Below are 15,733 nucleotides of genomic sequence, written 5' to 3'. Positions count from 1 at the left end.
TCCGGTCACGGCAACGGTGGATGAGGGCGGCACCGCGCCGCTCGTTCTCGGGAAGGAACGACCATGAAACTGCTGACTCGTCTCGCCGCACTGCTGGGCACGATCGTCCTGTCCGGGGTGGCCCTGGCCGGTACTGCGTTCGCGATGCTGCCGCGTGATCCTTCGGGTCATTCAGCACCCGCCGCGCCCGCGAGCGTCCCGCCGTCGAATGCCGCCCCAGCGATCGTTCATGCCGTGGGACCGTCCACACTGCAGGTGATCGGACTGATGCTCTGCGCGGCCGTCCTCGCGTCGATCCTGACCGCCGTCGTCCTGCATCGACCCCACCTGCACGCGGCGTCGTGACGCGAGGCAATGTCATGACAACCCCTCCGGCCACGCCCGCTTCACCGCCGGCGCGACGGGTGCGCTGCAGGCGTTCTTCCACACGGCCCAGGTGCGATTGGCGATGTCCAGCCTGGTGACTGGCACCATTCGCGCGTACCCGAACCTCACCGCTCGGCACTGACCGCCAAAGCCGCCAGACCGTGGTCGAGGACGCCCTTGGCCACGGTCAGCGCGTCCTTGTTGTCGGGGCCGGTGATGGCTTGGTGGGACCAGCCGATGACGTCTTCGAAGGCTCTGACGTGGCGGTAGTAGTGGATGGCGTCGTCGTCGATGGCGTGGGGACCGTAGCCGGTCAGGAAGGCGTCACGCTGGGTCGGTGTGGTAGGGCCGACGTCGCCCATGCCGCCGAGCATGAACATCAGGTCCTGTTCCCGGGGTGCATAGATGACGTCGTCCCAGTCGATGAGGTGGAGATGCTCATCGACCAGGACGTTGCCGAGGTGCGGGTCGCCGTGGCAGACCACCCGCGGGCCGGTCGGCGCCGGCGGACGGTTGGTGAGCAGGTCGGTGATGACGTGCTCGTACTGCGTCCACACCGCCGCCAGCTCCTCCTCGACCTCGCCATCCGGCGTCTCGAGCCGCGTGCGTACCTGCTCCGCGATCGCCGGCGTCCGTACGTCGATGTGACTCCGCACCGGCAGCGCATCCCGCAGCCGGTGCGGTGGCTCCGAATCATGCACTCGCCGGATGAGTACGCCGTACTCCGACCACTGCTCCTCCGTCAGCCCGCCCTGCGCCGCGCGGACCCCGTCGATCCACGGCGTGATCGTCAGCCGCTTCTTCGCGTGAACACTCCACAGCCCGCCCTCAGTGGTCCGGATCATCTCCGGTACGCCGGGCAGCCCGCTGTCCGCCAAGAACGCCGCCACCTGGTGGCCCGTGTTCGTCCCGGCGCCGCTCCACTTCACGGCGTACGCATTGGTCGCCGTACCGGCCCTCCACACCTGCGCCGCGACGTCCGCGCCGTACGCCACCGGTGTGAGCTCCACCACCTCGAGCCCGAAATCCGCCAGCAACCACTTCCGCAGCAACGTCTCACCCACGCCCGCCACCTTGCCCGCCGATCCCGCGCCGCGCGACCCGATTACCTGGGCCGGGGAGGATTTCCTACCCGAATCGGGCCGAAATCCTCCCCAGTGCCTAGCGGTAGTTGACGAACTGGACGGCGAAGTCCAGGTCCTGGCCCTTGATCAGGGACTGCACGGACTGCAGATCGTCACGGCTCTTGCTGGAGACGCGGAGCTCCTCGCCCTGGATCTGCGCCTTCACGCCCTTCGGGCCCTCGTCACGGATCAGCTTGGACAGCTTCTTCGCGTTCTCCTGGGTGATGCCGGCGTCGATCGTCGCGGAGATCTTGTAGATCTTCCCGGACAGCTTCGGCTCCTCCGCGTCCAGCCCCTTGAGCGAGATCTGCCGCTTCACCAGCTTGTCCTTGAACACGTCCAGCACGGCGCTCACCCGCTCCTCGGTGTTCGCCTGCATGTCGATCGCCTCACCGGACCACTTGATCCCGGCATCCACGTTCTTGAAGTCGAACCGCTGGCTGATCTCCTTCGCCGCCTGGTTCACGGCGTTGTCCACCTCCTGACGGTCCACCTTGTTCACGATGTCGAAGGAGGACTCCGAAGCCATGGGCACATCCTTTCCGATTTGCTGTCAGGGCCACTACCTGTTGTATCGTCTCCCACGCCGGTTCACGAACCGGCAGCACCCTGGCGGGTTGCCCGAGCGGCCAAAGGGAGCAGACTGTAAATCTGTCGGCTTATGCCTACGCAGGTTCGAACCCTGCACCCGCCACAGGCGCTTTGCAAGCACGAAAAGTGGCCCCTGACCTGCGGAAACGCAGGTCAGGGGCCACTGTCGTATCTGGGGTTCGGTGTCCGGTCAGGACCGGCGAGCAACGGCCTTGTTGCCCTATTCGTGCCCTAGCTAGGATGCGGATCCGCGTGTTGGGGCAGCGGCAACCACCATCGAGTCACACGCTTAGGGCCACACCACCCGTTCGTCGGTCCATGTGACCCCTTTGTGGCGGCACAGGCAGAAGGGATGCCCGACCGGATCGGTGTAGACCTGCCAGCCGTAGCCCTCGGGTCCGATGAAGTCCTTCTCCAGTGTCGCGCCAAGCTTGACGACGCGTCGCTGTTCGGGCTCGATTTCGTCCACTTCGAAGTCGAGGTGGAACTGCTTGGGGTGTTCGTCGTCGGGCCAGCTCGGAGGGCGGTAGTCATCCACCCGCTGGAAGGCCAGGTCGACCTCGCCGAAGGGGATGCCGGCCCAGTTGTTGTGGCTGCCGTCCATGATGGCGCGGCCCGTCACCTCGCTGTAGAAGGCTGCCAGCTTCATCGGGTCCGGGCAGTCGATGATGAAACCCAAGAGCTGTAGCACCACGCCATGTTGCCACAGAGCAACGCGTAGCCGATATCGCAAGGGCCGCCCGGACGGACCGCTCGTCCTACGCAGGTTCGAACCCTGCACCCGCCACGAGGCGATGGGCGAGGTGTGTCGCGCAATTCTTGCGCTGACCGCCTCGCCTTCGTCATTTGTGCGGCTGCGCTTCGCTTGCCGCAAGCGGGGCTCCGCCACCCGCACCCCCTGCGCCTTCGCTTCGCTCGGCGGTGGGGGCTCAGGTGGGTGGTGTTTGTGGGGGTCTTTGGCCTAGCCATTGTTCGGCTTCCCAGGCCGTGAAGCGTTCTAGTTCGGTGAAGCCTAGTTTTTGGGCTAGGTGCATCGAGGGGTGGTTGGCGGACTGGGTGGTGAGGATCAGTGGCTCGTGGGGGTGGGTGGTGTCGAACCAGGTGAGGGCTGCTGTGCAGGCCTCGGTGGCGTAGCCGGAGCCCCAGGTTTGGGGGAGGAAGAGGTAGCCGAGGTCGGCTTTTCCGGTGGCGGCGGGGTGGCGGTGGGTGGTTGCTCTTCTGAGGAGGATGTGGCCGATCATGGCGCCGTCGAGCTCGACGGCGAAGCTGCCGGGCCAGCGTTCGGGGATGTCGGGTAGGTCGCGTTCGAGTTCGGCGCGTGGGCGGGGGCCGCCGAGATAGGCGTTCACGTCTGGGGAGGCGAGTAGTTCGATGAACGCAGTACGGTCTCGTGCCTCGGGTTCGCGGAGGATCAGGCGCTCGGTTTTGATCGGCTCAGGTGGCCAGGCGGCGAGTCCCAGGGGTTCCATCCGGGCACGCTAACAGGTGGTCAGGAGCTCTCACTGGCGATCGTGAGGGCCTCGTAGGCGGGGATCAGTTCGGTCATGCGGGCGTCGGAATCGCAGCGGTCGCCGCCGGTCAGGTGGGCGGCCAGGTCTTCGATATGGATTTGGAGGCCTGCGGCGAAGGCGGGGAGCCAGTCCAGGCGGAGGCCGCGTTGCTCGATTACGAGGGTGGTGCCGGCGCCGGAAGCGCTCAGGGTGGCTTCGACTATGTGTTCGTTCGGTGCGTGCAGGCCTTTTGTGGTCACCGTGAAGTGGTGGGGTGGTTCGCAGGTGTCTACCCGGCCGGTGGATTCTGCGCCGCTGGAGAAGAAATGGGCGTCGAAAGTGCCGCCCACGTGGAGGTCGCCTGTGAACTCGCCCAGCCAGTGAGCCAGGCGGGTGGGATCGGTGAGGGCCGACCACAGATCGTTGATGTCGGTGGCGAACTGGTCCTCGATGCGCGCGATTCCCTTGCCGTCGGCTGAGCGCAGGGTGCCCAGGATTCGAGGGTCTGCTTGTTCTTTGCTGGTCACCCGGTGCTCCTCTACTCGGTTTCCCTGTACAGGCTGCCGAGTTCCGGGCGGTGGCGGTAGAGCGCGCGCTGGTTTGCCTTTGTGGACCCGGGGTGGCGGGGCCACGCAGGCGGGGAGAGTGAGGCCGGTGGTCCGGGGGTCTGTCAGGATCGGCGGGTGGCTGGGCTTCGGGAGTACTGGGACGAGTCGTTGCCGGAGGCACTGAGAGATGAGGTGATCCGGCGGTACGGCGGGAAGCGCATCGCGTACCGGGAGCGCTATCTCACCGTCGTGCTGACGGCGTTCGAGGCGCTGGAGCAGCTGTGCACGGACCCGATCGCGGTGCGGTTGGCTGCCTGGTTCCATCGGGCAGAGCGCAGTACCGAGGCGTCGGCACTGCTGGCGGAGGAGTTGCTGCCGAAGTACGACGTGAGCCCGGTGCGGACCGCCGAAGTCGCCCGGCTCGTCCGGCTGACAGGCGGCCCGCACGTCGCCGAGTCGGATGCCAACGGCAACGTTTTGCTGGACGCCGTCGAGTCCGTGTACGCGGATCCGCGCTATGCGACGCACGCATCCGAAGTACGCCGGGACGCCGGGTACGACGTGGAAGGCCGACGTCAGCTGGTCGAGGCGTTGCTCAAAGACCGGATCTACCGGACGCAACTCGCCTACGACCGGTACGAGACGGCAGCGCGGGCGAACCTCACCGACGAACTGACCACCCTCGACGGCTTGACGCCCCACCCGTGGCGCGGTTGGCAGCGGGCCGCGCTGGCGGTGACGGCGGTGCTGTCGGCGTTCGTGGCGTTCGTCGCGGGAGTGGCCGCGGTACGGGCGCCCTGGCGCGTCCCGGAGTACAGCGGTGACTCGGTCTGGCCCGCCGTCGTACTCATGCTTGCCGCGCTCGTCGCCGTCGCCGTCGTGTACAGCGCCGTAGTCCGCAATGCCCGCGTCATGGCCGCCGCTCCGGCCGTCGTCGGCGTCATCGGGGCCCTGGTCGTCTGGCTCACCACCCCGGATACCAACGGCGCTTCGGGTGTCGGCGAGCGGGTCCCGTTCCTGATGATCCTGTCCGTCCTCCTCATCGTGGCCGGTGCGGCGGCCTTCGCAGCCACCAGATTCACGCCGACCCCAGGTCGGAACCGCGGCCAGCGGCTCGCGGGTCTCGGCGCGGTCGTCGTTGTGTTCCTCGCGATCTTCCTCGTCATCGACCCGCTCCAGCGCGCCTACCTGCTCAGCGCGAACGAGTACCTCGACGGGCAGCACCAGCCGGCCAACCTCGACGTACGCACGGACTTCGCCGGCGGACCGCTCTGGACCAGCAAGAGCAACGTGCAGAGCCTCGTCGCGACCGCCCACGGCATCGCGATCGCCCGCGGACGTGGCACCGTCGAGATGCTCGACCCTGCGACCGGCCAATCGCGTTGGCGCTACACCCGTGCCGACACCGACGACGCACCGCATCTCTACGCGCTGAACGGCGGCCAGCAGGTGCTCGCGTCGTACGAGGACCTCGGGTACGTCGCCCTCGATGCCGACACCGGCCAACGCAAAGCCGCGTGGCCGCAGAGCACCCGCGACTACGACATCGACGACAACGATCCGCTCATCACCGGCAAGTCGGTCAGCAAGGGCTCCGACAAGCTGTACGGCACGAACCTCGACGGCTCGAACCGCTGGACGTACGAGCCCGGTCGCTGCACCGGCATCGGCGCCTCCGCCACCCCGGACACGGTCGTCGTACAGCTCGGCCACAGCTGCGGTAGCGACCCGGACCAACTCGTCGGTCTCAACCTGAAGAACGGCAAGAAGCTCTGGACCCACGACGGCTCACTGAGCGATCTGACGACGGTCGGCGGCCTCGTCGTCGGCCTGCAATCCGAGCGGTACGGGCCGCTGGTCGGCGTCGATCCGCGCTCCGGCGACATCAAGTGGCGGGCGGAGATCCCGTCCGACTGGACCTGCCCGCTCCAGATGGAGTCGGCCGGCAACCACGTCGCACTGGTCAGCTGCCCGGGCGATGCCGAGAACCGGACGGACAGCGTCGTCGAGGTCGTCGATGCCGGCACCGGGAAGGTCGAGTCGACGACCCCGGTGCAGGTCGGGTTCGGCCAGCGGTACGCCGTCACGACGGACGGCGTCGTGGTTCTGGCCGGTCCGTACAGCGGTGGGACCTGCCGCTTGGCGACGGTCAGCGACGGCGCCGTCGGCTATTACAACGTCGACGACTCCGTCCTGTGCGGGTACGGCGTCCGAACGGCCGGGAACCTGGTCCTGGTCAGCGGCGAGGACGGGTTGATCGCGCTGAGATAGCGGGGAATAGGGTCTGCTTGGGCGGGAGTTGTTGGTTGTGACGGAGTGTCCGAGCGAGGAGAGCGATGAAACCCACTGAGTTCGTGAAGGTGAACGGTCAGTTCTGGGGGGAGCACCTGAAGGAGGCCAGTCAGCATCTTCCGGTGAGCCACCGGACCGAGCTGCCGGGGCCGATGCTGTTCCCGCGGATGATGGTGCTGACCGAGACCCCGGACTGGAACATCCTCGAGCTCGTCGGCCTGAGCCGCGAGTACCGGACCCTCGAAGTGCGGCGGCAGAAGCTGGGCAGCGTCGAGGAGTACTTCGGGCTCGGCACGGGCACCGTGGTCGCGAACCTGCAGGGCCAGAACTGGTTCAAGGACGCGACGATCGCGACCGAGATCGGCCGGCGCGCCCTGGACGAGCGGTTCCCGGGCGCAGCGAACATGCTCGGCAACGAGGTGGTCGGCCCGGCGGACGAGTTGCTGAAGTTCGCCCCGGGCAACTACTCGACCTTCGATCGGACGCTGCTCGTGCACACGGCCGGCGACTCGCTGCGCGCGCACTGGGTGTTCTTCGCGCTGGCGATCCACCGCTCGGAGCCGGCCGACAAGTACCTCGACTTCCTGCGGAACTACTCGAACTCCCAGCCGCACCTCGACCCGATCGGCACGATCAGCCTGCCGATCGACGCGGCCGAGCTGAAGCCGGACCCGTTCGAGAGCACCTACCTCGCGCACGGTCTGCAGGACTCGACCGTCGACGAGTTCCTGGACAAGCACGAGAGCATCCTGCTGTCGGCGTTCGGTGCGACCCGGTTGCTGCGGCAGCCGTCCCTCGACGACCTCCAGCCCGACTTCATCCTCGAGCGCGCCGACGGCAGCCACATCATCGGCCGGCTCGAGCTTCCGGTCGTCGACGTGGTCAATGGCAAGAAGCGCCGCCGTTCCTTCCGGACGCCGGTCCTCGACAGCGCGGCCGAGCTCGGGCGCTACGCGGAGTTCTTCGCGACCGCGGACAACCGCTCCCAGGTGAAGTCGAAGTACGACGTCGACGTGACCGATCCGCGGCAGCTGCTGATCGTCCCGAGCCAGGAGGCCGTGGTGCCCGCGGCGGGCGTGGAGATCGTCGACTACGACACGATCCTGCGCCTCCACCTGGCCGGCAAGTGACGCAGTACCTCGTCTACTGCCGCGACCGCGCCGGCACCGGCGAGCTGAAGGCCCAGCTGACCGAGGAGCACTGGGCCTTCATGGACAGGTACGCCGGGGAGCTGATCGCCCGCGGCCCGACCCTCACCGAGGATCGCGAGGAATCGACCGGCAGCCTGCACATCGTCGACCTCCCGGACGAGGAAGCACTGAGGGCCTTCGCGTACGACGAGCCGTACTACCTGGGCGGCGCCTTCGACACGGTCGAGCTGTTCCGCTTCGACAACCACACCGGCCGCACGATGTGGGAGTTCACGGCCGCGGTCGAGGGCTACGGCCGCTACCTCGTCCTCACGAAGGACGGCCCGCGACCGGTGACGTCGGAGCACCTCATCGTGTACGGCGACCTGCTCGACGGCGACGTACACGTCGGCCGGGCCGCACTCGTCGAAGCGCCCGACGCGGCAGTTGCCGCCGAGCTGGTGCAGGCCGCGGATGCCGAGGTACATCCCTGGGAGTTCGGCGGCAGGCGGTAGTGAGTTGGCCCCGGATTCATCTGGGGCGCTCAGCGTGACTGTGTGATCGATGACGAAGAGCTGTTCGAGTCGCACTTCTCACGGCGTGGAATTCTCGCGTCTGCCGCAGTCCTCACCGGTGGGGCCCTGCTGACCACTACAGCGCCGGCCCAGGCCGCTCCGGTTCTCCAGTCCGCGCCGGCCGCCGACCCGGTCACCACACCCCGGGTCGGCGGCCTGCACCTGCAGTTCGGCGTGGACGCGTCGACGGAGGTCGTCGTCTCCTGGCACAGCCGCCAGCCGGTACGACGGCCGCGCGTACTGCTCGGTGGTCCGGACGGGGACTTCGAGCGGACCGTGACCGCGGTCAGCACCAGCTACACCGACGCCAAGTCCGGGCAGAACGTGTACGTCCACCATGCTCGGATCAGCCGGCTGCGGGCCGGCAACGAGTACGTGTACGCCGCCGTACACGAAGGTGCCGAGGCAGAGTTCGGTACCTTCCACACCGCGCCGAAGGGCCGGGCCAAGTTCACCTTCACCAGCTTCGGCGACCAGGGCACGCCGACGCTGGGCAAGCGGTACGTGCCGCCGGCCGGCGTGACGATCCCGAACCCGCCGTTCGTGAACGACAACCTCGGCTCACCGGCCGCGGGCGACGTCACCGCCGGCGTGGAGCGGGTCCGGCCGCTGTTCCACCTGTTCAACGGGGACCTCTGCTACGCCAACCTGGCCGACGACCGCGTGCGGACCTGGAACGATTTCTGGGAGAACAACACCCGCAGCGCCCGCAACCGTCCGTGGATGCCGTCGGCCGGCAACCACGAGAACGAGCTCGGCAACGGCCCGATCGGCTACGAGGCGTACCAGACGTACTTCTCGCTTCCGCGGCAAGCCGGCCAGACGGAGGTGACGCGCGGTCTCTGGTACGCGTTCACGGTTGGCTCGGTGCGTGTGATCAGCCTGGCGAACGACGACGTCTGCTACCAGGACGGCGGCAACAGTTACGTCCGTGGGTACTCCGAGGGCGCGCAGAAAGCGTGGCTCGAGAAGGAGCTCAAGGCGACGCGCGCCGACCACGACATCGACTGGGTCGTGGTCTGCATGCACCAGGTCGTGGTCAGTAGCGCGGACCAGGCCAACGGCGCGGACCTCGGCATCCGGCAGGAGTGGGTGCCGCTGTTCGACAAGTACGGCGTAGACCTCGTGGTCTGCGGGCACGAGCACCACTACGAGCGCTCACATCCGATTCGCGGGCAGCAGCCCAATCAGACGCTGACGCCGATCCCGACCGCGACCCGGACCGACGTGGTGGACACGTCGAAGGGCACGGTCCACATGGTCATCGGCGGTGGCGGTACGTCGGTCGGCTCGAACGGCGTCCTGTTCAACCCGCCGGCCTGCCGCGTCATCACCTCGGTCGGCGTACCCGATCCGACCACGGGGAAGCGTCCGCCGGTGTACGTCCAGGAGCCGGCTCCGTGGTCGGCCTCGCGCAATGCCGCCCATCCGTACGGCTTTGCGGCGTTCACCGTCGACCCCGGTCACCCCGGCGGCCAGACCACGATGGCGGTCACGTACTACGACGTACTCGGTCCTGGCGGTGAGCTGTCGGAGTTCGAGTCGTTCACCCTGAAGCGACCGCGCCGCGGCTGATCAGGCAGTGCCGCCCGGGTGCCGGTGAGTTCGACGTACTGATAGGTCATCGAGCCAGGATCGACTGCAAGGCTGTCGTGAGGGTTGCGCGGGTGCTCGCCGGGAGGTCGGCGGTCATCGCCTGGATGCGGTCGACGACCGCGTCATGACATTGGTGGGCGAGATCCTTGCCGGCGGCCGTGAGCTCGATCCGGCAGGCGCGGCGGTCGGTGGGATTGGCGACGCGGGCGACGAGGTCGCGGCGCTCCAGCCGGTCAACCATGCTGGTCAGGCTGGAGCGTTCGATGCTCAGGATCCGGCTGAGCTCGGTCATGCCGAGCGGGCCGGTGATCAGGACGCACAGCAGGTGCGCCTGCTGCGGCGTGAGGCCGAGCGGGCGGCTCGTCTCGGCGTGCAGGTCCTGCAGCCGATGCATCGTCTGGACCATCGCGCTCGCGAGGTCGGAGTCGCGAGCCGTCGTCGTCACCATGCCCCCATGATAGTCCGGCTGACTAATAGTTTGCTGTTCTAACGATTCGTGGTACAACTAGTTAGGACAGCGAACTATCTGAGGAGTCGATATGAACGTGCGTTTCGGATACGGGTCGCCCGACGGCGTGCGCGAGGTGGCCGGGATCCTGCGGCTCGCGCAGCAGGCGGACCGCGACGGTCTCGACCACGTCAGCCTCGCGGACCATCCGTATGTCCCGGACATGCTCGACGGGTACGCCGCGATCGCCTTCATCCTCGGCCGCACCGAACGGCTGTCGGCATTCGTCAACGTGACCAACCTGCCGCTGCGTCCTGCCCCGGTGCTTGCCCGTACGGCGACCTCGTTGTCGGCGCTGTCCGGTGGGCGATTCCTGCTCGGTCTCGGTGCCGGCGGGGCCTGGGACCGGATCACCACGATGGGCGTTCCCGAGCTGCGTCCCGCCGAGGCGGTCGAGGCGTTCGAGGAGGCCATGCAGCTGGTGCACTCGATGTCCGACGGTGGTACGCCGACGCCGACCAAGCACTACCCGATCGGTGCGCTCCGGCCGGCCGCCGTACCGGCGCCGCTGATCTGGACCGGCTCCAACGGACCGAAATCGCTCGCCGCGACAGGCCGGCAGGCCGACGGCTGGATCCCCGGCCACGCCGCCGACTGGCTGAGCGACCGCTACCGGTGGTCCCGCCCGATCATCGATGAAGCCGCGTTGTCTGTCGGCCGCAAGCCATCCGATGTCGCGACCATCTACAACTTCCCCGGCGCGATCACCGCGACCCCACTCCGTCGTACCCGCGACGAAGAGGGCCGCTGGATCGGCGGCTCCCCGGCTCAGTGGGTCGAAGAACTCACCGACGCCATCCTCAACCACAACGCCGCCGGCTTCACCCTCTTCCCCCGCGGCTCCGACCCCTTCGAAACCCAACTGACTCGCTGGTCCCAAGAGGTAGTCCCCGCCATCCGCGCCGCCGCGGCGGTCTGATCACTCCAGGGTCACGAGCTCCTCGGCGCTCAGCTGCAGGCTGCCGGCTGCGACGTTCTGGTCGAGGTGGGACGGGTTGCCGGTGCCTGGGATGGCGAGGATGTTGGGGGAGTGGTGCAGAGTCCAGGCGAGGCGGACCTGTTGGGGTGTGACGTTGTGGACAGTGGCGAGCTTCTCGATGGCCTCGGAGTGGTCGGTCGTGGCGCCGGACTCGCGGGACGAGCCGGCGATCGCGAAGAACGGAACGTAGGCGATGCCACGCTCGGCGCAGAACGCGATCAGGCTGTCCTCGTCGGAGCGCTGGTCGACGGAGTAGCTGTTCTGTACGCAGACGACCGGCGCGATCGCGAGCGCTTCCTCGACGTGATCGATCCGGACGTTCGAGACGCCGAGCTGCCCGATCAGGCCCTCGTCGCGCAGCTCGGCGAGCCAGCCGAAACGTTCGGTGATGGAGTCCTCGCCGGGCTTCTTCATGATCCGCAGGTTCACCACGTCGAGGCAGTCGACGCCGAGCTGCCGCAGGTTCGTCTCCACCTGCTCACGCAGCTCCGCGGCCGTCGTGGCGTGGTAGAACCCGCGCTCCGGATCCTCGCCCGGCCCGACCTTCGTGGTGATGACCAGCCCATCAGGGTACGGCGCCAACGCCTCGCGGATCAGCTCGTTCGCCCACCGCTTCTCGCCCTCGCCGACTCGCAGCGTTCCACCCGGCGACGTGTAGAACGCGGCCGTGTCGATGTGGTTCACGCCGAGCTCGACCGCACGTCGCAGTACCTCGATCGCGACCGAACGATCCGGGTTCGCGGTGATCCGCATGGCGCCGAAGCCCATCCGGTTGACGATGACGTCGCCCAACTGCCAGGTCCCTGCCGCTGCCGCGTTCATTCCTCGATCGCTCCTCGCACCGCACGGAGATGTTGCCGGAAGGTCAGCGTGGGGTCGGCGACCCGCTTCGCCAGGTACTCCGGGAACCGTACCTGCTCGCGCAACGACCGCCCGCCGCGGATCTCGTCCGCCTGCCGGTGCTCGGTGTCGCGGATCGACTCCGCCAGCCCGAACAGTTCCTCCAGGCGATCCGCCGGTACGAAGATCGCGCCGTCCTCGTCCGCGAGTACGACGTCCTCCCGGGTCACCGTCCACTCGCCGATCGTTGCCTTGGGCAACGCATCGTCGGGTAGCGGATCGAGCCGCAACGGCCCGGTCGGCAGCGCGCCCAGACTGAACACCGGCAGCCCGATCGCGGTGATGTCGACGGTGTCGCGGTGCAGTCCCCAGATCACGATCCCCACGATCCCGGCGGCCGCGGCCTCCAGAGCAACCATGTCGCCGACACAGGCCTCGTCCCGCCGGCCGCCGTTGTCGACGACGAGTACGTCGCCTTCGGCCGCCGACTCGAACGCCTCCAGGAACACGTCCACGCTGCCCACATGCTGAGCCGGCAACACCCGCCCCGCGATCCGTTCACCCACCACGGCCGTCAACGACACCGTCCGCACGGGCACACCCGCCCGCACACAGGCATCGGCAACATGTGCCGTGGTCAACTCCGCAAACCGCTCAAGCATGTGGATCCTCACCGCGACAGGAACGCCAGCACTTCCTCGAGTGGTGGCTCGGTAGTGGTGTCGAGGGTAATCGAGGGGACCGGCAGATCGACCGGCTGGAAGGAGTTGTGGGTGCGGAGGCGGGCGTCGGGGCTGATCTGGGCGTCCTCGTGGGCGGAGCGGCTCGGGTCCGCGCTGGACCGGGCGGTGATCCGCGCGAGCGCGACCTCAGCCGGCACCGTGCAGTGCACGATCCGGAGATCGGCGCGGGCGAGCAGCGGGCTCAGTCCGGGGGTCCACAGCCGGTCCTGGAAGGCGGCCTCCGCGACCACCGTCGTACCGCGGCCGATCAGCAGACCGATCACGTCGAAGAACGTCGACAGCGTCCGCATCGTCAGCGGGTCGCCGGGTCCGGGGACGAATCCCGGGGTCGCGTGCGCCATGCCTTCCTTGATCTCGTCGCGGCAGATCGCCGGGCAGCCGATCGCGCTCGCGATCCGGTGCGCCAGCGTCGTCTTCCCGGTCCCGGGCGGACCACTCACCACGACAAGCATCGGTTTCGAATGCACCCGCCGTACCTTATCGGTCACTGTCGGCGTGCGGTGTAAGACCGGCGTCAGGAACTGTCGGTGGGCACGATTAACGTCGCTGTCGTGACGACGTACTCCGCGGTCCGGACGACGGGGATCTACTGCCGGCCAGGTTGTGGGGCCAAGCCGCTCGCGGAGAACGTGAGCACCTTCGAGCTGCCCGCCGCGGCCGAAGCCGCCGGGTATCGCGCCTGCCTGCGCTGCCGGCCGTACCGGGTGGCCGGGACGGTCGCGGACGAGGCGCCCGAGCTGGTCTGCCGGGCGGTGCAGCTGATCATCACCGGTCTGCTGGACGAGTCCGGGGAGGAGGCGCTGGGCGAGCGGCTCGGGGTGTCCGCGCGGCATCTGCGCCGGATGTTCAACGAGCATCTCGGCGTCACGCCGGACCAGTTCGCCCGGTCGCGGCGGGCGCATTTCGCGCGGCGGTTGCTGGACGACACCGATCTCGGCATCGCGGAGATCGCGTTCGCTTCCGGCTTCGGCAGCCTGCGGCAGTTCAACCGGGCGATGCGGGAGATCTTCCGGGCGTCACCGCGCGAGCTGCGCGACCGTCGGCGCCGCGGCGATCGCCTCGCCGCCGATGGCGGCCTGGTGCTGCGGCTGCCGTTCACCCCGCCGTACGACTGGGAGGCGATGAGCGCATTCCTTAAGGCGCGCGCGATCCCGGGCGTCGAGTCGGTGGAGGACGGCGTGTACCGGCGGACCATCTCGCTCGACGGCGAGCCGGGTGTGCTCGAGCTGGGCCCGGGTGGCGATGATCATCTGATCCTGCGCGCGCACCTTCCGTACTGGGAGGGCGTCATGCACGTTGTCGACCGGGCTGCTTGCTTGGTCGGTCTGGATTGCGAGCCGGTTCGTGCTCGTGCGCAGCTGTCCACCGACGCCGCGCTCGGCCCGTTGGTCGCGGCTCGGCCAGGTGTCCGGGTGCCCGGTGCGTGGGGTCCGTTCGAGGTCGCCATTGCGGCCGTGGTCCGGGACCAGTTGCCGCCGGAGGACGCGACGGAGGCGCTGCGCAAGCTCGTTGAGGTGTACGGCGTGCCGGTGCCGGGGCTCGCCCATGGCCTGACGCACGCATTCCCGGGGCCTGCGGCGTTGACCGGCGCGGAGATGGTCGGACCGCTCGCGCGAGAAGTTGCTGACGGCAACATTGTCTTGGAGACCTGCGGTGATGCCGAGACGTTGGTCCGTTCGCTCGAGACAGTGACCAGCCCACGCGCCGCACAGGAGATCGCCCTGCGCCTCGGCGCCCGCGACGCCTGGCCGCTGGCCGGCGAGAGCGAGCGCCTCAGTCCGTGGCGCTCGCTCGCCGGCATCTACTCGCTGACCAGGGCCTCGTAGGTGCCGGTGGTCAGCAGTTCCTTTGCCGCTGCGGTTGCGAGGGCGTAGGCCGCGCTGGTGATCGCCGGGCCGACGCTGATCCGGGCGACGCCGAGCTCGGCGAGTTCGGCGACCGTGGGAGCGCCCGGACCGACCATCACGTTGAGCGGCAGCGGTGATCCCTCGACCAGCTCGGCGATCGTCACCGCGTCGACCACGCCGGGCACGAACAGTACGTCGGCGCCCGCATCGGCGTAGATCTTGGCGCGCTCGATCGTCCCGGTCTTGTCGCCGAACAGGTAAGTGTCGGTCCGCGCGTTGATCACCAGATCGATGCCCGCGGCAACAGCCGCCGTACGGGCCGCCCTGATCCGCTCCGCGTGAACCAACGGATCGTCCAGCACCCGCCCGGTGCTGTCCTCGAGGTTGACGCCGACCGCCCCGGCCTCGAGTACGCCGGCGATCGTGCCCGCGACATCGCCGTACCCGGCCTCGATGTCGGCGGTGACCGGCACCGAGACCGCCGCGCAGATCAGCCGGAGCGCGGCGACCGCCGACTCCCGGTTCAGACCGCCGGCGTCGTCGACGCCGTGCGCCCAAGCGACACCCGCACTCGTCGTCGCGATCGCAGTCGCTCCCGCGGCCTCGATCGCCCGTGCCGAACCCGCGTCCCACGCGTTCGGCAGCACCAGCGGCGGCTGTCCGTGCAGCTCACGCAGCCGCCGCGCCCACTCGTTCTGCTTGCTCACAGGCTGACCAGGAGCTCGTGGTCGATCTCGACGAACTCGACGATCAGGTCGGCGAACCGGCCCGCGATCAGCTCCTTGTACGCCGACGACCCGGTGTGCGCGTCGTACGCCGACTGGTCCGCGAAGTGCTCGACGAACAACAGGTAGTCCGGCTTCGCCGGGTCGCGGTACACGCGGAACGAGAGCGTGCCCTCCTCGGCGCCCGGCCCCTTCGGCGCGAACTCCTGCACGATCGCCTCGGCGGCAGCCTGGTTGCCGTCCTTCAGCTTGATCGGAAATACCTTTGCCAGCATCTGAATCCTCCTGGGGTTTGTTCCTCAAGGTTCGCCCGCGGGCACCCTCCCGGTCTGGCCATATTCGGTCATGTATGTTGTCTCGTATCTCAAGACGATATGTC

At 68.3% G+C, this 15,733-nt stretch carries 18 protein-coding genes and 1 tRNA gene; 8 read left to right on the top strand and 11 right to left on the bottom strand.

Annotated elements, in window-relative coordinates; genetic code table 11:
* Positions 1–63 precede the first annotated feature (63 nt).
* Entirely contained in the window at positions 64–345 is a 282-nt protein-coding gene (locus OHA18_RS09780) for a hypothetical protein (RefSeq protein WP_329003595.1), read from the top strand.
* Positions 346–491: 146 nt separating this feature from the next.
* On the opposite strand, the gene OHA18_RS09775 is transcribed toward OHA18_RS09780, so the two are convergent.
* Both OHA18_RS09775 and OHA18_RS09770 read right to left on the bottom strand, forming a co-directional pair.
* Complete coding sequence (locus OHA18_RS09775; RefSeq protein WP_329003594.1) at positions 492–1,430, bottom strand: phosphotransferase enzyme family protein; 939 nt, start codon at positions 1,428–1,430, stop codon at positions 492–494.
* Between the two features lie 97 nt (positions 1,431–1,527).
* Complete coding sequence (locus OHA18_RS09770; protein WP_329003593.1) at positions 1,528–2,019, bottom strand: YajQ family cyclic di-GMP-binding protein; 492 nt, start codon at positions 2,017–2,019, stop codon at positions 1,528–1,530.
* Between the two features lie 82 nt (positions 2,020–2,101).
* On the opposite strand from OHA18_RS09770, the gene OHA18_RS09765 reads away from it, so the two are divergent.
* Positions 2,102–2,184, top strand: a tRNA-Tyr gene (locus tag OHA18_RS09765).
* 186 nt (positions 2,185–2,370) lie between these two features.
* On the opposite strand, the gene OHA18_RS09760 is transcribed toward OHA18_RS09765, so the two are convergent.
* The 3 genes from OHA18_RS09760 to OHA18_RS09750 form a co-directional block, all read right to left on the bottom strand.
* Positions 2,371–2,772: a VOC family protein gene (locus OHA18_RS09760; RefSeq protein WP_329003591.1), complete on the bottom strand. Its 402-nt coding sequence runs from the start codon at positions 2,770–2,772 to the stop codon at positions 2,371–2,373.
* A 238-nt stretch (positions 2,773–3,010) separates the two neighbouring features.
* Positions 3,011–3,550 (bottom strand): GNAT family N-acetyltransferase, encoded by a 540-nt coding sequence (locus tag OHA18_RS09755; RefSeq protein WP_329003589.1) that lies wholly within the window; start codon positions 3,548–3,550, stop codon positions 3,011–3,013.
* A gap of 20 nt (positions 3,551–3,570) precedes the next feature.
* Entirely contained in the window at positions 3,571–4,098 is a 528-nt protein-coding gene (locus OHA18_RS09750; RefSeq protein WP_329003588.1) for an SRPBCC family protein, read from the bottom strand.
* Positions 4,099–4,254: 156 nt separating this feature from the next.
* On the opposite strand from OHA18_RS09750, the gene OHA18_RS09745 reads away from it, so the two are divergent.
* From OHA18_RS09745 to OHA18_RS09730, 4 genes are all read left to right on the top strand, one after another.
* On the top strand, positions 4,255–6,390 hold the full coding sequence (locus OHA18_RS09745) for an outer membrane protein assembly factor BamB family protein (RefSeq protein ID WP_329003587.1): 2,136 nt from the start codon (positions 4,255–4,257) through the stop codon (positions 6,388–6,390).
* A gap of 65 nt (positions 6,391–6,455) precedes the next feature.
* The gene (locus tag OHA18_RS09740) at positions 6,456–7,541 is read left to right on the top strand and encodes a hypothetical protein (RefSeq protein WP_329003585.1); all 1,086 of its coding nucleotides are present in this window, start codon (positions 6,456–6,458) and stop codon (positions 7,539–7,541) included.
* Entirely contained in the window at positions 7,538–8,056 is a 519-nt protein-coding gene (locus OHA18_RS09735) for a YciI family protein (protein ID WP_329003584.1), read from the top strand. The genes OHA18_RS09740 and OHA18_RS09735 overlap by 4 nt, the downstream gene beginning before the upstream one ends.
* Before the next feature lie 42 nt (positions 8,057–8,098).
* The gene (locus OHA18_RS09730) at positions 8,099–9,691 is read left to right on the top strand and encodes a fibronectin type III domain-containing protein (protein WP_329003583.1); all 1,593 of its coding nucleotides are present in this window, start codon (positions 8,099–8,101) and stop codon (positions 9,689–9,691) included.
* A 46-nt stretch (positions 9,692–9,737) separates the two neighbouring features.
* On the opposite strand, the gene OHA18_RS09725 is transcribed toward OHA18_RS09730, so the two are convergent.
* Positions 9,738–10,160 (bottom strand): MarR family winged helix-turn-helix transcriptional regulator, encoded by a 423-nt coding sequence (locus OHA18_RS09725; RefSeq protein ID WP_329003581.1) that lies wholly within the window; start codon positions 10,158–10,160, stop codon positions 9,738–9,740.
* Positions 10,161–10,251: 91 nt separating this feature from the next.
* On the opposite strand from OHA18_RS09725, the gene OHA18_RS09720 reads away from it, so the two are divergent.
* A complete protein-coding gene (locus tag OHA18_RS09720) occupies positions 10,252–11,139 on the top strand; it encodes an LLM class flavin-dependent oxidoreductase (RefSeq protein ID WP_329003580.1) in 888 nt (295 codons plus the stop codon).
* Here OHA18_RS09720 and OHA18_RS09715 read toward each other — a convergent pair whose 3' ends face one another.
* The 3 genes from OHA18_RS09715 to OHA18_RS09705 are packed head-to-tail and all read right to left on the bottom strand — an operon-like array spanning position 11,140 to position 13,249.
* Positions 11,140–12,021 (bottom strand): aldo/keto reductase, encoded by an 882-nt coding sequence (locus OHA18_RS09715; protein WP_329003579.1) that lies wholly within the window; start codon positions 12,019–12,021, stop codon positions 11,140–11,142. It abuts the gene before it with no gap.
* Complete coding sequence (locus OHA18_RS09710; protein WP_329003577.1) at positions 12,018–12,701, bottom strand: RraA family protein; 684 nt, start codon at positions 12,699–12,701, stop codon at positions 12,018–12,020. Before OHA18_RS09710 ends, OHA18_RS09715 begins: the two co-directional genes overlap by 4 nt.
* A gap of 8 nt (positions 12,702–12,709) precedes the next feature.
* Complete coding sequence (locus OHA18_RS09705) at positions 12,710–13,249, bottom strand: AAA family ATPase (protein WP_329003576.1); 540 nt, start codon at positions 13,247–13,249, stop codon at positions 12,710–12,712.
* Between the two features lie 84 nt (positions 13,250–13,333).
* On the opposite strand from OHA18_RS09705, the gene OHA18_RS09700 reads away from it, so the two are divergent.
* On the top strand, positions 13,334–14,608 hold the full coding sequence (locus OHA18_RS09700; protein ID WP_329003575.1) for an AlkA N-terminal domain-containing protein: 1,275 nt from the start codon (positions 13,334–13,336) through the stop codon (positions 14,606–14,608).
* Here OHA18_RS09700 and OHA18_RS09695 read toward each other — a convergent pair.
* Both OHA18_RS09695 and OHA18_RS09690 read right to left on the bottom strand, forming a co-directional pair.
* Entirely contained in the window at positions 14,584–15,336 is a 753-nt protein-coding gene (locus OHA18_RS09695) for an isocitrate lyase/PEP mutase family protein (RefSeq protein ID WP_329003574.1), read from the bottom strand. The two genes, OHA18_RS09700 and OHA18_RS09695, sit on opposite strands and share 25 nt — an antisense overlap.
* Positions 15,333–15,629, bottom strand: coding sequence for a putative quinol monooxygenase (locus OHA18_RS09690; RefSeq protein WP_329003573.1), 297 nt, complete (start codon positions 15,627–15,629; stop codon positions 15,333–15,335). Before OHA18_RS09690 ends, OHA18_RS09695 begins: the two co-directional genes overlap by 4 nt.
* Positions 15,630–15,733: the final 104 nt, after the last annotated feature.

The organism is Kribbella sp. NBC_00709 (assembly GCF_036226565.1).
Classification (GTDB): Bacteria; Actinomycetota; Actinomycetes; order Propionibacteriales; family Kribbellaceae; genus Kribbella.
Note: the sequence above shows the minus strand (reverse complement) of the source record. Positions and strands in the feature narration are given on the sequence as shown.

Coding starts and splice junctions, on each gene's coding strand:
- OHA18_RS09710 (WP_329003577.1), bottom strand. CDS start 12,701: ATGCTTGAGCGGTTTGCGGAGTTGACCACGGCACATGTTGCCGATGCC.
- OHA18_RS09725 (WP_329003581.1), bottom strand. CDS start 10,160: ATGGTGACGACGACGGCTCGCGACTCCGACCTCGCGAGCGCGATGGTC.
- OHA18_RS09690 (WP_329003573.1), bottom strand. CDS start 15,629: ATGCTGGCAAAGGTATTTCCGATCAAGCTGAAGGACGGCAACCAGGCT.
- OHA18_RS09770 (WP_329003593.1), bottom strand. CDS start 2,019: ATGGCTTCGGAGTCCTCCTTCGACATCGTGAACAAGGTGGACCGTCAG.
- OHA18_RS09780 (WP_329003595.1), top strand. CDS start 64: ATGAAACTGCTGACTCGTCTCGCCGCACTGCTGGGCACGATCGTCCTG.
- OHA18_RS09715 (WP_329003579.1), bottom strand. CDS start 12,021: ATGAACGCGGCAGCGGCAGGGACCTGGCAGTTGGGCGACGTCATCGTC.
- OHA18_RS09755 (WP_329003589.1), bottom strand. CDS start 3,550: ATGGAACCCCTGGGACTCGCCGCCTGGCCACCTGAGCCGATCAAAACC.
- OHA18_RS09740 (WP_329003585.1), top strand. CDS start 6,456: ATGAAACCCACTGAGTTCGTGAAGGTGAACGGTCAGTTCTGGGGGGAG.
- OHA18_RS09720 (WP_329003580.1), top strand. CDS start 10,252: ATGAACGTGCGTTTCGGATACGGGTCGCCCGACGGCGTGCGCGAGGTG.